Origin of the sequence: Streptosporangium sp. NBC_01810, from assembly GCF_035917355.1 — a bacterium.
Classification (GTDB): Bacteria; Actinomycetota; Actinomycetes; order Streptosporangiales; family Streptosporangiaceae; genus Streptosporangium.
Genome location: NZ_CP109070.1, coordinates 7,972,038 through 7,984,705, shown reverse-complemented (window position 1 = coordinate 7,984,705; position 12,668 = coordinate 7,972,038). Strand labels below are relative to the sequence as shown.

At 68.9% G+C, this 12,668-nt stretch carries 14 protein-coding genes; 10 read left to right on the top strand and 4 right to left on the bottom strand.

Annotation, left to right across the window (positions count from 1 at the left end; genetic code table 11):
- Positions 1–8: 8 nt before the first annotated feature.
- The 6 genes from OIE13_RS36185 (at position 9) to OIE13_RS36160 (ending at position 4,342) form a co-directional block, all read left to right on the top strand.
- Positions 9–326, top strand: a complete 318-nt coding sequence (locus OIE13_RS36185) for a hypothetical protein (protein WP_326644504.1) — start codon at positions 9–11, stop codon at positions 324–326.
- 758 nt (positions 327–1,084) lie between these two features.
- Entirely contained in the window at positions 1,085–1,405 is a 321-nt protein-coding gene (locus OIE13_RS36180; RefSeq protein WP_326829357.1) for a hypothetical protein, read from the top strand.
- Between the two features lie 608 nt (positions 1,406–2,013).
- Positions 2,014–2,373, top strand: a complete 360-nt coding sequence (locus OIE13_RS36175) for a hypothetical protein (RefSeq protein ID WP_326829356.1) — start codon at positions 2,014–2,016, stop codon at positions 2,371–2,373.
- Between the two features lie 618 nt (positions 2,374–2,991).
- Positions 2,992–3,294 carry a hypothetical protein gene (locus OIE13_RS36170; protein WP_326644510.1) on the top strand — a complete coding sequence of 101 codons (303 nt, stop codon included), beginning with the start codon at positions 2,992–2,994 and terminating at the stop codon, positions 3,292–3,294.
- Between the two features lie 60 nt (positions 3,295–3,354).
- Entirely contained in the window at positions 3,355–3,984 is a 630-nt protein-coding gene (locus OIE13_RS36165; RefSeq protein ID WP_326644512.1) for a TetR/AcrR family transcriptional regulator, read from the top strand.
- 127 nt (positions 3,985–4,111) lie between these two features.
- On the top strand, positions 4,112–4,342 hold the full coding sequence (locus tag OIE13_RS36160; RefSeq protein ID WP_326644514.1) for a DUF3107 domain-containing protein: 231 nt from the start codon (positions 4,112–4,114) through the stop codon (positions 4,340–4,342).
- A gap of 516 nt (positions 4,343–4,858) precedes the next feature.
- Here the strand turns inward: OIE13_RS36160 and OIE13_RS36155 are convergent.
- On the bottom strand, positions 4,859–5,497 hold the full coding sequence (locus tag OIE13_RS36155) for a ferritin-like fold-containing protein (RefSeq protein ID WP_326644516.1): 639 nt from the start codon (positions 5,495–5,497) through the stop codon (positions 4,859–4,861).
- A 370-nt stretch (positions 5,498–5,867) separates the two neighbouring features.
- Here OIE13_RS36155 and OIE13_RS36150 point away from each other — a divergent pair, with 370 nt between their 5' ends.
- The 3 genes from OIE13_RS36150 to OIE13_RS36140 all read left to right on the top strand — a co-directional run bounded on the left by OIE13_RS36150 (position 5,868) and on the right by OIE13_RS36140 (position 9,757).
- Entirely contained in the window at positions 5,868–7,703 is a 1,836-nt protein-coding gene (locus tag OIE13_RS36150) for a DEAD/DEAH box helicase (RefSeq protein ID WP_326644518.1), read from the top strand.
- A gap of 101 nt (positions 7,704–7,804) precedes the next feature.
- Positions 7,805–8,677: an alpha/beta fold hydrolase gene (locus OIE13_RS36145; RefSeq protein WP_326644520.1), complete on the top strand. Its 873-nt coding sequence runs from the start codon at positions 7,805–7,807 to the stop codon at positions 8,675–8,677.
- Positions 8,678–8,839: 162 nt separating this feature from the next.
- Positions 8,840–9,757 carry an oxygenase MpaB family protein gene (locus OIE13_RS36140; RefSeq protein WP_326644521.1) on the top strand — a complete coding sequence of 306 codons (918 nt, stop codon included), beginning with the start codon at positions 8,840–8,842 and terminating at the stop codon, positions 9,755–9,757.
- A gap of 88 nt (positions 9,758–9,845) precedes the next feature.
- Here the strand turns inward: OIE13_RS36140 and OIE13_RS36135 are convergent, their stop codons facing one another.
- The 3 genes from OIE13_RS36135 to OIE13_RS36125 form a co-directional block, all read right to left on the bottom strand.
- A complete protein-coding gene (locus OIE13_RS36135; protein WP_326644523.1) occupies positions 9,846–10,754 on the bottom strand; it encodes a RecB family exonuclease in 909 nt (302 codons plus the stop codon).
- A gap of 6 nt (positions 10,755–10,760) precedes the next feature.
- The gene (locus OIE13_RS36130; RefSeq protein WP_326644525.1) at positions 10,761–11,474 is read right to left on the bottom strand and encodes an MBL fold metallo-hydrolase; all 714 of its coding nucleotides are present in this window, start codon (positions 11,472–11,474) and stop codon (positions 10,761–10,763) included.
- Between the two features lie 76 nt (positions 11,475–11,550).
- Positions 11,551–12,243 (bottom strand): DUF6758 family protein, encoded by a 693-nt coding sequence (locus OIE13_RS36125; RefSeq protein WP_326644527.1) that lies wholly within the window; start codon positions 12,241–12,243, stop codon positions 11,551–11,553.
- Between the two features lie 23 nt (positions 12,244–12,266).
- On the opposite strand from OIE13_RS36125, the gene OIE13_RS36120 reads away from it, so the two are divergent.
- Positions 12,267–12,665: an NUDIX hydrolase gene (locus tag OIE13_RS36120; RefSeq protein ID WP_326644529.1), complete on the top strand. Its 399-nt coding sequence runs from the start codon at positions 12,267–12,269 to the stop codon at positions 12,663–12,665.
- Positions 12,666–12,668: the final 3 nt, after the last annotated feature.

The following is a 12,668-nucleotide window of genomic DNA, read 5'->3' as shown; positions in this document are numbered from 1 at the left end:
GAAACGCAATGCCCAAGTTCAAGGGTGTCCTCGCAGGGCTCGCGATCAGCACGGCGCTGACCGGCGGAGTCGTCGGCATGGGCGCGGCGACCACCGTCACCAGCGCCAGCGCGACGACCACCACGATCACCGGCGCCGCCTTCCCGACCTGGGGCGGCGGCTGCGGTCGCGGCTGCGGTTGCAGCCGCTCGCACCACCACCGTCGTAGCCACCACCGCTTCAGGCTGATCATCAACAACCACAACAACAACAACAACCGCCTGGACAACTTCAACCGCAACGACCGCCTCGTGCCCGTTCTCGCCGAGCGCGACGGCAGGGAGTAGCAGGCCTCCCGGTCACCGGACCGAGGTCGCACCCCCGACCGGGGCGCGGCACGGCCAGAACATGAGGCCACCCACGGCCGAATCCGCGATGTCGAGCGGCTTCGGAACCGTAACGGAGCGACAGGACCCCATATTCGCCACGATCACCACTTCTCACCGAGAAAAAGCGATCGAACAGCGGAAACGGGAACTTGAGGAGAAATCCCCAAGACCCTGACTCCCAACACAGTGCGAGTTCTCATTTCTCAGGAATTACAGCGGGGCCTCGCGGTTTTCGAACCGCGAGGCCCTCGCCCATGCACCCGGCCCCCCGGCACATCACCTTCCCCACCCCCTCCCCAACACCCCTCACCTCGACACCGACGCACGAGAACGGCCCCCACGGCATCCACCCACGCTCACCGGATTCGACAGCAGGACACCTCGGAGACGACCCCGGCAGGACCCCCAGAAAGCCGGCGAGGATTCCCCCCACCGCACTCCGCCCCTCCCCTCGACAACGCCCCGGCGCCCTCCCCCCCACACAAAGCACAAATACGACATTAAGAACATCTCACTTTAAAACAACTAATAAGAGTTCGACATCAACCATAAGGAGATAAGAAGAGGGCAAAAGCCTTCGATCTCTGTTTGTCGGAAGAGATACCAGGAAACCATGACAACCAGGGATGACTCATCACCGATCATCTCCGGCTTTTCCGACCAATCCGGTAAATGCCGAAAATCGGGGCAACCGATCCTTTCAAGGGGGAAACGCAATGCCCAAGTTCAAGGGTGTCCTCGCAGGGCTCGCGATCAGCACGGCGCTGACCGGCGGAGTCGTCGGCATGGGCGCGGCGACCACCGTCACCAGCGCCAGCGCGACGACCACCACGATCACCGCCGCCGCCTTCCCGACCTGCGGCGGCGGCAGCTGCAGGCGTGGCTGCGGCTGCTGCTGCCGCAGCTCGCACCACCGTTACAGCCGCCACCGCTTCAGGCTGATCATCAACAACCGCAACAACAACGACAACCACCTGGACAACTTCAACCGCAACGACCGCCTCGTGCCCGTTCTCGCCGAGCGCGACGGCAGGTAATAGCAGGCCTCCCGGTCACCGGACCGAGGTCGCACCCCCGACCGGGGCGCGGCACGGTCGGAACACGAGGCCACCCACGGCCGAATCCGCGATGTCGAGCGGCTTCGGAACCGTAACGGAGCGACAGGACCCCATATTCGCCACGATCACCACTTCTCACCGAGAAAAAGCGATCGAACAGCGGAAACGGGAACTTGAGGAGAAATCCCCAAGACCCTGACTCCCAACACAGTGCGAGTTCTCATTTCTCAGGAATTACAGCGGGGCCTCGCGGTTTTCGAACCGCGAGGCCCTCGCCCATGCACCCGGCCCCCCGGCACATCACCTTCCCCACCCCCTCCCCAACACCCCTCACCTCGACACCCCTCCCCCACAAAGCACAAATGCGACATTAAGAACATTTCATTTGAAATCAATCAATAAGAGTTCAACATCGATGATAAATATCTAAGGAGAGAGCAAAAGCCTTCGATCTCTGTTTATCAGCAGAGATGCCAGGAAACTATGACAACCAGGGATGGCTCATCACCGGCTATCTCCGGCAATTTCCTACCAACCCAGGAAATGCAGAAAATCGGGGCAACCGATCCTTTCAAGGGGGAAACGCAATGCCCAAGTTCAAGGGTGTCCTCGTAGGGCTCGCGATCAGCACGGCGCTGACCGGCGGAGTCGTCGGCATGGGCGCAGCGACCACCGTCACCAGCGCCAGCGCGATGACCACCACGGTCACCTCCGTCGCCTTCCCGACCTGGGGCGGCGGCTGCGGTGGCGGCTGCCACCGCCGTCACAGCCACCGGCGGTTCAGGCTGATCATCAACAACCACAACAACAACCGCAACCACCTGAGGAACGACAACCGCCAGGACCGCTTCGAGCCCCTCCGCGAGGAGCGCCGCCGCGACGGCCGCGACGGCAACGGTGGCGGCAACGGTGGCAACAACGACCTTGCCGCCCCCCCGGTCTCCTAGTCTCCTGACCAGGGCCGCGCGCCCCGGGCGGGGCGCGGCACGACCAGAGGCCGAAACCACATACGGCCGGATCCGCGATTTCCAGTGGCTCCGAAACCGTGACGGAGAGACAGGATCCCGCATTCGCCACGATCACGGCTTCTCACCGAGAAAAAGCGGTCGGACGGCAAATACCGGAGCTTGAGGAGAAGTGCCTAAGCTCCTGGCTCTCATATACAGTGCGAGTTCTCATTTCTCAGGAATTACCGGCGGGGCCCGCGGTTTTCAAACCGCGGGCCCCGCTGCGACATCCCCCGCCCCTCTGCCAAATCCCCCGCCCCTCCGCCAACCCTCTCCCTCGAATGTCGGTCGAGCGGCGCCCGCCCCCGGTCACCTCAATGCCGACGCGACCCACCGGGCCCGACACCTCCGGCCAACTATCGCACACATGTTCTAAAAATCGCCGGACAGATGTAAAGCATCGCCAATGCGGCAGGTACCGCCATGGGCAATCCGATGCCGTGCCTTTCTCAGCGCGCGGCATCCGAGGTCGTACGCTGGGCGATGTCCGACGTTTGCAGGAACCGGGCCAGGACAGGAAACGTGCCGAAGCCCGGATGACGACAGGGGATGTCAGACATGAACGTGCACGGCGCCGGCAAGCACGGGAAAACGGTCGACGACCCGTCCGAGGAGATCCCGATCGAGACGCCCGAGGCCGACGCCGCCGAGCAGCGTCAGTCGGCGCGCGAGGGCGGCTCCGTCTTGTCCCCCGACCTCTCCGCGGAGGCGGAGGTCGACCCCGCGGACGCCGCCGAGCAGGACCGGACCGCGCGCGAGGAGGATCAGGAGTGGCCCGATACCGTCCCCATGGAGGCGAATCCCGCCGACATCTTCGAGCAGCGACGCACGATCGAGCTCGATGAGGACGATTATCGCTGACCCCTGTTACCCGCGCGTAGGATGGCCCCAGACACCAGGAGTTTCACCCAAGGAGACCACGTGACCGCTACCCCGGATGCCAAGCCCCGGGGCACCCGGCTGCCCCGGACAGCCCGCCGCCGCCAGCTGCTCAGCGCGGCGCAGGAGGTCTTCGTGGAGAACGGCTACCACGCGGCCGCGATGGACGAGATCGCCGAGCGTGCCGGGGTCAGCAAGCCGGTCCTCTACCAGCACTTCCCAGGCAAGCAGGAGCTCTATCTGGCCCTGCTCGACCTGCATGTGGACGACCTGATCACTCGCTGCCGCGACGCCCTCGCCTCCACCACGGACAACAAGCAGCGTGTCCAGGCCGCCATCGGCGCGTTCTTCGACTTCGTCTCCAGCCAGGGCGAGGCCTTCCGGCTGGTGTTCGAGTCGGATCTGCGTAACGCCGCCCCGGTCCGCCAGCGCATGGAGCGCAACCTCCGTGAGAGCGCCGAGATGATCAGCCAGGTCATCCAGGAGGACACCGGCTGCTCCAGCGACGAGGCACGCCTGCTGGGCGTCGGGCTGGTCGGCATGGCCGAGGTCAGCGCACGTTACTGGATCAGTAGCAACGGCTCCATTCCCAAGGACGCGGCCACCCAGCTCATCGCGCGCCTGTCGTGGCGCGGCATCTCCGGTTTCCCCCGCACCGTCGCCGACCACTGAGAACGTCCCGCGGCCCCGCCGGCCCCGCCGGCCCCAGGACATCTGTTCGCTTGGCGCGATCAACCGGCGCGTCGGACCTTCGATGGGGCGACCATGGGACGAGCAACCCTCATCGAAAGGGAGCACGATGGAAATCAAGATCGGCGTACGTTCCGTGCACCGTGAACTCGTAGTGGAGACCGACCTCACGGCCGACCAGGTCGAGAGCGAGATCGGTGCCGCCCTCACATCCGGCAGCGGTGTCTTCACCCTCACCGACGTCAACGGCCGGAAGATCATCGTCCCGGTCGCGTCACTCGGCTTCATCGAGATCGGCGAGGAGGCGGCGCGTCCCGTCGGCTTCGGCGGCACGCTCTAACGGATTCCGAGGCTCGCGCCGGATCGTCGTCCCCCGCCGGCATGGCGCGGTCCGCGGATCCGGCGCGAGCACGGGCGTCGAGTGATCATCTCTTGCGGAGAATCCGATGTGGGGCGCCCCGGACCCCCGGCACCCGTCTCGCCGGGCTCAGAAACGCTCGTTCCCCCATGTGCCCGGGCACTCGTCCCGCTCGCCGAACCCGCAGCAGCGCGGACGTCTGACCCGGCGAAGATGCTCCCGGCCCCGGCCGACGGCCGGACACCCCGCGCCTCCTCTGCGTAGCACGGGACGCGATGTCCAGCGGTTCGGCCCACATCTCGTCAAGGAACTGCCATAGCGGCGCGAGGCCCTCATGTCTCGCACGCTACCGCTGTTCGGCGTCCCACGCGCCTCGATCCGCGGACCGGTTCTCCTGCTCCGCCCCCCGGCGAACAGGCCCAGGGCCGCTCCGGGAGCCGGGAACATCCCCCGAACGACCATCCCGGCCCCCATGCCAGGGGCGCGGGGGGCAGCGGCTCACAGCCCCAGAGCGATCATCCGGTTGCCGTGTTTCTCGGTCAGCCGGGCGAACATCCGGCCGATGTCCTCCCCGGCCGCCTCCGCCAGCAGCGTCGCGAGTTCCGGCCTGGCCGCGGCCACATGCTGTCCCTGGCTCAGCGCCTCCCCGACCAGCCGCCTGGCCCACAGTGCCAGTCTCCCCGCCTGCGTGGGGTCCTCCTGCAGCGCCGCGCCGACCCTCTCCACGGCGAACCGGGACCTTTCCTCGTCCGCGAGGACCTCCTCGACGAGGTCCCGCGTCTCGTCGTCCATGCCGATGGCCGCCTCGCGGTAGAAGTCGAGCGCGATCCCCGTACCCACGTACGCCTTCACCAGAGCCTCCAGCCAGTCTCCGGGAGCGGTCTGGGCGTGCCAGTCGTCCAGCGGCCCGACGAAGGGCGCCATCGCCTCCTCAGGATCGGTCCCGAGGGCGGCGAGCCGGTCGCGGAGCAGTTCGAAATGCGCGTACTCGACCGCCGCGAGGCCACCGAGGGCCGCCCGATCGGTCAGCGAGGGGGCATACCGGGTGGCGTCCTCGGCGAGCCTGAGGAACGCCGTCAGCTCGGCGTAGGCGAGAACACCGAGCAGGTCACAGACACCGGGAGGGGAATCACTCATGGACGCAGCCTACGAGCTGACCGACCTCTCGATTCACCGGGAATACAAAGAAATCGGTTCTCCGTTGTGGTATCGAGTACACTGCTCTGTGAAAGTGCGACCGCACCGTGTTAATCCGGGATATCCACTCCCGGACGCCCCCAAAAGTCGGCGTGACGCCGCAGCGGTCGCTGATGACATGACGAGGGCTGGACCTTCCGCGAGGACTCGGCACGGGGAACACGTTTTCTGCCCGTGGTCCCGGCGGGCCTGCCTTCAACGGAGATTTAGGCAGGCCAAGCTGACGACGTTCCGAGACCTCGGAGTCACCCCAGAGATCGCCGATGCCCTTGAGACCGAGGGCATCATCACGCCGTTCCCGATCCAGGAAATGGCACTCCCCCTGGCCCTAGCCGGCCAGGACATCATCGGCCAGGCGCGCACCGGCACCGGCAAGACCTACGCCTTCGGCGTGGCGATGCTGCAACGTGTCGGCAAGCCGAGGAAGAACCGCAAGAAGCCCCGCGGGCTGGTCGTCGTACCGACCCGTGAGCTCGCCGTCCAGGTCACCGAGGACCTCGTGACGGCGGCCGGAAAGCTCGGTTCGCGGATTCTCACCGTGTACGGCGGGCGCGCCTACGAACCTCAGATCGAGGCGCTCAAGCAGGGCGTCGACGTCATCGTCGGCACCCCGGGCCGCCTGCTCGACCTGGTCAAGCAGAAGCACCTCGACCTCAGCCAGATCGGGACACTCGTCCTCGACGAGGCCGACCGGATGCTCGACCTGGGCTTCCTGCCCGACATCGAGCGCATCATCAAGCTCATCCCCGCGGAGCGGCAGACGATGCTGTTCTCCGCGACCCTGCCGGGCGAGATCGTCGCCCTGTCCAGGCGTTACCTCACCCGCCCCACCCACGTGCGGGCCGAGAACAACGACGCCGAGGCCGAGGCGACCCCGCAGACGACCCAGTTCGTCTGGCGCACGCACCGGATGGACAAGATCGAGATCGTCGGCCGCCTGCTGCAGTGCGAGGGCCGCGGGCTCACGATGATCTTCTGCGAGACCAAGCGCGCCTGCGACATGGTCGTCGAGCAGCTCAAGGAGCGCGGCTTCGCCGCCGCGGCCGTCCACGGCGACCTCGGCCAGGGCCAGCGAGAGCAGGCCCTGCGCGCCTTCCGCAACGGCAAGATCGACGTGCTGGTCGCGACGGACGTCGCGGCGCGCGGCATCGACGTCGACGACGTCACCCACGTCGTCAACTACGACTGCCCGCAGGACGAGAAGGCGTACGTCCACCGGATCGGCCGCACCGGCCGGGCCGGCAAGACGGGCGTCGCGGTGACCTTCGTCGAGTGGGAGGACCTCACTCGCTGGAAGGTCATCAACAACGCGCTCTCGCTCGCCTTCCCCGAGCCGGTCGAGACCTACTCGACCTCCCCGCACGTCTTCAGCGACCTGGGCATCCCCGAGGGCACCAAGGGCGTGCTGCCGCGCGCCAACCGGTCCCGGGCCGGCCTGGCCGCCGAGGAGGTCGAGGATCTCGGCGAGACCGGGCGAATCCGCTCCCGCTCCCCCCGCAAGGGGCGCGAGGACGATCGTGAGGAGCGTCGCGAGCGCCCGGCGCGCACATCCCGTGAGCGCCGCCGTACTCGCGGCGGCCGTACCGGCGAGGAGACCCCCGCGCCGGCCACGGCCGAGGGAATCCAGCCCGCTGAGCCCCCTGTCGTCGAGATCGCCGAGGTGGAGACGGACGTGGCACCCCGCAAGGACATCCATGACGACCAGCACGCCGCCGAGGCCGCGCCCCGCCGGGGCCGGACCCGCAGGGCCGGGCTGAACCCCGAGGTGAGCCTCGTCGGGAAGTCCGAGTCTCCGGCTCACACCGATTCCGCGACGGACGAGCCGGTCCGCAGGCAGCGCCGTGCCAGGCGCGAGCAGGTGGCCGAGGCCCCCTCCTGGGGCGAGGAGCCAGTGGCGGAGTTCACGGCCGAGGAGGACGACACCATGGCCGAGCGCTGGGACGACGAACCTCCGGCGGAGATCTACACGCCCCTGCCGCAGCCCGAGAAGATCATTCCGCCGAGCCCGTTCGCGGTGATCTTCAAGTCTCCGGACCTGGCGTCGGACGACGACGAGATCGCCCCCTCGGCGGCCTCTGAGCGCGTGCAGAGCCGCCGGCGCCCGCCGGTGCGCGGCCCGCAGCGAGGAAATCGTCGCCCGAACTAGCAGTACCAGCATTGAAGGGGGCGCGACCATACCGGTGGCGCCCCTTTTCGCGCTCCCGGACGCACGGAGCGATGTCACCAAGAGAGGTATCGTGGGGCCACGTGAGTACGCCGCGTTTTCTGACCCTGCCTCCTGGCGTTCGCTCTCGCCAGATCGAGACGGCGGTGGGCAGCTTCGCCGCCCTGGAGGCCCTGCCCGTCAGCGGCATTCCCGAGCGCTGGCCGGCCCTGCTGGTCCCCGGTCTGACGGGGAGCAAGGAAGACTTCATCGCGGTGCTGCAGACGCTCGCCCAGTCGGGCCGCCAGGTCGTCGCGATCGACATGAGAGGCCAGTACGAGTCGAGCGGCCCTGACGACAGGAGCCTCTACACCTGTGCCGCGCTCGGCAACGACGTCGACGTTCTGGCCCAGCTGCTCGGCCACGAAGGCCCGATCCACCTGGTCGGCCACTCCTTCGGCGGCCTGGTCACCCGGGAGGCGGTCATCGACGGCCGTACCCGGTTCGCGTCCTACACGCTCATGAGCTCCGGGCCCGGCGCGATCGTCGGGCCCCGCGAGCACGCGGGCCGCATCATGCTCTCGGAGCTGCCCGACCTCGGTCTGGAACACCTGTGGCACACCCGGATGGAGCCCGAGGCCCTGTCCGCCGGGGTGTCCGACGAGATCATCGCCTTCCTGCGCAAGCGGCTGTTCGCCAACTCGCCCACCGGTATGGCCACGATGACCGAGGAGGTGCTCTCCGCGCCTGACCGATGCGACGAGCTCACACAGGTCGATGTCGCCACCCTGGTCCTGTACGGCGAGCACGACGACGGCTGGCCACCGCGTATGCAGTCGGAGATGGCCCACCGGCTGGACGCCGACTGCGTGGTGGTCCCCGGCGCGGCCCACTCCCCCGCGGTGGAGGCCCCGGAGACCACGGCCGCCGCACTCGTCCGCTTCTGGAACGCCGCGGAAAACCGGCTGAGAAGCTGATCTCCCGCATGTCGTCTGGGGTTTTCCTTCGGGGAGACCCCCTGCCCGCATGTCACCTGGGGTCTTCCACTGGAGGACCCCTGCCCTCATGTCACCTGGGATCTTCCACCAGGGGACCCCTGTTGGACGAGTCGTCGAATGCCATGTAATGATTTACTTACCATGGCGAGTATCGAAGACATCGTCGTCCAGCCTCCGCACACCGCGACGTGGCTGGTGCACATCGACCGCTCCATGTGGGTCGGCGGGGTCCGCGGCCTCATGCTCCAGGCCCTGCACCCCCTCGCGATGCGCGGGGTCTGGCAGAACTCCGACTTCCAGCAGGACCCGTTCGGGAGGCTCCGCCGCACGGCGGACTTCGTGGGCAGGGTCACCTTCGGCAGTCCCGCGGAGGCCGACGAGATCGGCCGCCGCGTCCGGGGAATCCACCGGCGGCTCCGTATCGACGATCCCGACACCGGCCGTACCCACCGGGTGGACGACCCGGAACTGCTGCTCTGGGTGCACTGCGCGGAGGTCTCCTCCTACCTGGCCGTGGCACGGCGGGCGGGCCTGGGGCTCAGCGACCGCCAGGCCGACCGCTACCTGGCCGAGCAGCGCCGCAGCGCCACCTACGTCGGCCTGCACGCCGAGGACGTGCCCGGCTCCCTGGCGGAGCTGGAGGGCTACCTCGCCTCGGTCCGCCCGGCGCTGAGGGTCACCCCCGAGGCCGCGTCCACTGTGCGCTTCCTGCTGTGGCCGCGGCTGCCCGCCGGGCTGCGTGCCCTCGCCCCCGGCGAACCCGCCTACTTCGCCTTCGGCGCGCTCTGCTACTACTCGCTGCCCGACTGGGCCAGACGGATGTACGGCGTACTGCCCGAGGTGCCGCCCGGCACGGTGACGGCGGCGCTGAAGGCGTTCCGGCTGGCCATGAACTCGCTTCCCGAGCACGTCCACGACCGGGCGTTCACGCCCGGCACCCGCGAGATGCTCAGAGCCTCCCGCGAGCGGCTCGCCTCGGCGGGCTACGACATGACCAGGGGGCTCAAGGGGCTGACCGACCCGCGCCGCTGGCCGGACCGGCTGCCCCGCACCGCCTGACGTCGCGCCACGCGGTCAGCCGGCGAGGGCGTCGGCGAGGTGGGCCGCGACGACCGAGCCGGCGCCGAACTGACGACGCGCCACGTGGTCAGTCGGCGAGGGCGTCCCACGGCTCGCGGTCGCCGCCCGCGGCCTGGCCCTCCGGGCAGTGGCGGCGAAAGTCGCACCACGAGCACAGGGGACCCGTACGGGGCGGGAAGGATGCGTCGATCTCGGGGGGCACCGGGGGCGGAGTCCGCTCGGCCCCCCTGGTCCTCCTCGCGGCCGAGCCCGTCCTGCTGGGGTGGGTGGCCGACCACGCCCGGTAACGCTCGTCGGCCTCGGACGCCTCGACGGCGATCTCCTCGGCGCGGCCAAGGTGCCGGGCCAGCGACTCGTCGGTGTGCTCCCACTCCACGATGGAGGCGGTCGGCAGATGGTGGAGCTCGACCCGGTGGCAGGGTCGGTGCAACATCTTCGAGGAGGCGATGGCGTAGACCGCCAGGGCGAGCGAGGAACGGGCGTCGTCGGCGGTCAGCGGGCGCCGGCCGGTCTTGTAGTCGACCACGACCAGCTCCTCGCCCCGCCGGTCGAGCCGGTCCACCCGGCCGGAGAGGGCGACGACCGAGGTGCGCGTGGCGACGGTACGCTCGACGCCGACCGGCTCCGCGGCGGGGTCGAGGCTCGCCACGTATCCGCGGACCATCTCCCCGGCCCGGTCACGCCAGGTGGCCGACTGTTCCGCGTCACGGAAGCCCTCGCCGATCCACCCCCTGGTGAGCAGGGTGACGGCGACCTCGGGCGTGCGCCGCTCGTACGGCTCGCGCCACCAGGCGGCCAGGGCGTTGTGCACGCTGGCGCCCACGCTGTTGTGCGCCCACGGCGGGCCCTTCTGCGGCGCGGGCCTGTCCATGTAGGTGAACCGGTAGCGCCGGGGGCAGTCCAGCCAGTTGTTCAGCCGCGACGGCGTGCAGGCGTACAGCCGCCGCGGCATGCCCTCCAGGGGAAGCTGGTCCATCAAGGGCTATTCGTCCCGGAGATTCAGCCGGATTCCCGCCGCGCGCGTGCCATCGGTCAGTGGCCCCTCCTCCTGGGCCTCCACCCCGCGGGTCAGCGAGCCGGAGAGCCAGGCGTCGAACTGAGGCTCCAGATCGCCGATCGTCGTCTCCTCACCGTGCGCCGGCAGCACCCGGGTGCCGTGGGGCAGGGTGAACAGCCGTCCGCCGATGGCGGTCAGCTGGTCGGCCAGGGCGGGATACTCACCGCCGATCTTGCCGGGGCCGTCGGCCTGGAGGGTCTTGCCGGTGAAGACCGTCGCGAGGGCCTCGCAGTAGAGCGAGACGCCACCGTGGGAGACGCCCGGGGTGGACATGACCTCCAGATGAACGCCGCCGACCTCGAACAGGCCCTCGTCCTCCATGTCGATGTCCGGCCAGGTGTCGGCCCAGGTCAGCCGCCACAGCGGCCTGTCCTTGGGGTGCAAGGCGATCACCGCCTCATCTCTGGCCGCGACCTCGATGGCCGCACCCACGTGGTCGGGCAGACCGTGGGTGCAGATGATCGCCAGCACCTCCCGCTCGCCGACCTTCTCCAGGATCGCCTCCGCGTCGCGCGCGGGGTCGATGACGATGACATCCTCGTCGTCGCCCAGGATCCACGTGTTGTTCTCGACCTTGTGCTCGACGCCGTCGACATCGACGACGCCCTCGGTCACCACTCGCTCGATACGCGCTGTCACGCTTCTGAACTTTACTGCCTCGCCCCGCCCTCCGGTTCGGACGGAACGGTCAAGGGTTCGCATACCGAGCGGGCGGTCAGGGGGCCGGGGCCTCCAGGCGCGGGGAAAACGCCCCGAAGGGCAGGTCGAGGGTCTGGTCCTGGTCGCGCAGATCGCGCAGGGACAGCTCGGCCAGGGTTATCAGGTAACCGGCCTCGGCGGGCCACACGACCGCCCAGAGCCAGTTTCCCAGCGCCTCACCCGCGTAGACGGCTCGGTCGGGGGCGGCGGTGACGCACCACAGGGCGGCCGGGTGGCCCTTGACGTCGATCTTGGCGTGCGGTGGCCCCTTGTCGAACCCGTTGCCCGGATCGGTGCTCTTCAGCCCGGCGAACGCCGCGCCGAGCCCGACCCCGGGCTCCTCGGCGATGAGCAGCAGATCGGCGGGCCCGTAGGTCAGCGAGGGCCCGGAGACCGCGACCACCGTGGCCCGTACGCCGCTGCGCTCGTCACCCACGTGGGCGAACCCGGTGACCAGCCATCCCGTGGGCAGCGGCCAGGGGACCCAGACGGGGACACGGGAGGTGCGGGTGATGGCCTCCACAGCGGCGGCGGAGGGAGGCATGGGTGGCTGGAACGGCAGGACATCGCCGTGGGGACCGCATCTCCAGGAGCTTGACCAAGCACTCGGCGGACGGAGCGGGCCGAAACAGCGTGGGCATGTAGGGGCGGCTTTCACGCCTACCCACGCTGCTTCTTCGACAGTCCATCCGTCAAGAGGCCTGGTCATTATCACACCGTAATATTGTTCACGTGCGCGTAAATTGTGTCGGCGCGATCATTCTCGACGGCGCGGGGCGGATGCTTCTGGTCCGCCGCGGCCGCCCGCCCGGTATGGGGCTGTGGTCCATCCCGGGTGGCCGGGTCGAGCCGGGCGAGTCCGACCCCGAGGCGGTCACCAGGGAGGTGCTGGAGGAGACCGGCCTGGTCGTCGTCCCCGGGCGCCTGGCGGGAACCGTCGACCGCCCCGGCCCCGGTGGTGCCGTCTACGAGATCCGCGACTACCTGGCCGAGGTCTCCGGCGGCACGCTCGCCGCCGGGGACGACGCCGCGGACGTCCGCTGGGTCACCCGCGCGGAGCTCCGGCGGCTCCCGCTCGCCCCCGGCCTGCTGGACGCGCTGGTCGAATGGGCGGTCATCGCGTCGAGGTGAGTG

Coding starts and splice junctions, on each gene's coding strand:
- OIE13_RS36125 (WP_326644527.1), bottom strand. CDS start 12,243: ATGACCAGGCCTCTTGACGGATGGACTGTCGAAGAAGCAGCGTGGGTA.
- OIE13_RS36185 (WP_326644504.1), top strand. CDS start 9: ATGCCCAAGTTCAAGGGTGTCCTCGCAGGGCTCGCGATCAGCACGGCG.
- OIE13_RS36150 (WP_326644518.1), top strand. CDS start 5,868: ATGGCACTCCCCCTGGCCCTAGCCGGCCAGGACATCATCGGCCAGGCG.
- OIE13_RS36180 (WP_326829357.1), top strand. CDS start 1,085: ATGCCCAAGTTCAAGGGTGTCCTCGCAGGGCTCGCGATCAGCACGGCG.
- OIE13_RS36175 (WP_326829356.1), top strand. CDS start 2,014: ATGCCCAAGTTCAAGGGTGTCCTCGTAGGGCTCGCGATCAGCACGGCG.
- OIE13_RS36170 (WP_326644510.1), top strand. CDS start 2,992: ATGAACGTGCACGGCGCCGGCAAGCACGGGAAAACGGTCGACGACCCG.
- OIE13_RS36140 (WP_326644521.1), top strand. CDS start 8,840: ATGGCGAGTATCGAAGACATCGTCGTCCAGCCTCCGCACACCGCGACG.
- OIE13_RS36160 (WP_326644514.1), top strand. CDS start 4,112: ATGGAAATCAAGATCGGCGTACGTTCCGTGCACCGTGAACTCGTAGTG.
- OIE13_RS36135 (WP_326644523.1), bottom strand. CDS start 10,754: ATGGACCAGCTTCCCCTGGAGGGCATGCCGCGGCGGCTGTACGCCTGC.
- OIE13_RS36155 (WP_326644516.1), bottom strand. CDS start 5,497: ATGAGTGATTCCCCTCCCGGTGTCTGTGACCTGCTCGGTGTTCTCGCC.